This window comes from Streptomyces sp. DT190 (assembly GCF_049846985.1).
Taxonomy (GTDB): domain Bacteria; phylum Actinomycetota; class Actinomycetes; order Streptomycetales; family Streptomycetaceae; genus Streptomyces.
Genome location: NZ_JBNCNM010000059.1, coordinates 1 through 1,508, shown reverse-complemented (window position 1 = coordinate 1,508; position 1,508 = coordinate 1). Strand labels below are relative to the sequence as shown.

1 protein-coding gene is annotated in these 1,508 nt (G+C 70.8%); it reads left to right on the top strand.

All coding sequences use genetic code 11. The features are described from left to right. Positions 1-1,508: 2-oxoacid:acceptor oxidoreductase subunit alpha (locus ACPXCS_RS39565; protein WP_425971247.1), on the top strand; the 1,508-nt coding region annotated here is incomplete at both ends.

The following is a 1,508-nucleotide window of genomic DNA, read 5'->3' as shown; positions in this document are numbered from 1 at the left end:
TTCACCTCGGAGACCGCGTCGTTCGGCAACGACCTGTCGACCCTGCCGAACTTCCCGGCCGAGATCAGGGCGCCCGCCGGGACGCTGCCGGGGGTGTCGTCCTTCCAGCTGCACTTCGCCGACCACGACATCCTCACGCCCGGGGACGCGCCGAACGTGCTGGTGGCGATGAATCCGGCGGCGCTGAAGGCGAACATCGCCGACCTGCCGCGCGGCGCGGAAGTGATCGTCAACACGGACGAGTTCACCAAGCGGGCGATGCAGAAGGTCGGCTACGAGACGTCCCCGCTGGAGGACGGGTCGCTGGACGGCTACCACCTGCACCCGGTGCCGCTGACCACGCTGACCGTGGAGGCCCTCAAGGAGTTCGACCTCACCCGCAAGGAGGCCGAGCGCAGCAAGAACATGTTCGCGCTGGGTCTGCTGAGCTGGATGTACCACCGGCCCACGGAGGGCACGGAGAAGTTCCTGAAGTCGAAGTTCGCGAAGAAGCCCGGCATCGCGGCGGCCAACATCGCCGCGTTCCGGGCGGGGTGGAACTTCGGCGAGACGACGGAGGACTTCGCGGTCTCCTACGAGGTCGCGCCGGCGGCGACGGCGTTCCCGCCGGGTGTCTACCGCAACATCTCCGGCAACCTCGCCCTGTCCTACGGCCTGATCGCCGCCTCGCGGCAGGCGGACCTGCCGCTGTATCTGGGCTCGTACCCGATCACCCCGGCCTCCGACATCCTGCACGAGCTGAGCCGGCACAAGAACTTCGGGGTGCGCACCTTCCAGGCCGAGGACGAGATCGCCGGGATCGGGGCGGCGCTGGGCGCGGCGTTCGGCGGTTCGCTGGCCGTGACCACGACGAGCGGCCCGGGCGTGGCGCTGAAGTCGGAGACGATCGGCCTGGCGGTCTCCCTGGAGCTGCCGCTGCTGATCGTGGACATCCAGCGCGGCGGCCCCTCGACGGGCCTGCCCACCAAGACCGAGCAGGCGGACCTGCTGCAGGCGATGTACGGGCGCAACGGCGAGGCCCCGGTGCCGGTGGTCGCGCCGCGCACGCCGGCGGACTGCTTCGACGCCGCGCTGGAGGCGGCGCGGATCGCGCTGACGTACCGCACGCCGGTGTTCCTGCTCTCCGACGGCTATCTGGCCAACGGCTCCGAGCCCTGGCGGATCCCGGACCTGGAGGAGCTGCCCGACCTCGCGGTGCAGTTCGCGCAGGGCCCGAACCACACGCTGGACGACGGCACCGAGGTGTTCTGGCCGTACAAGCGGGACCCGCAGACGCTGGCCCGCCCGTGGGCGATCCCGGGCACGCCGGGTCTGGAGCACCGGATCGGCGGCATCGAGAAGGAGGACGGCACGGGCAACATCTCCTACGCCCCGGCCAACCACGACTTCATGGTGCGCACCCGGCAGGCGAAGGTGGACGGCATCGACGTCCCGGACCTGACGGTGGACGACCCGGACGGCGCGGGCACCCTCGTCCTCGGCTGGGGCTCCACCTACGGACCGATCAC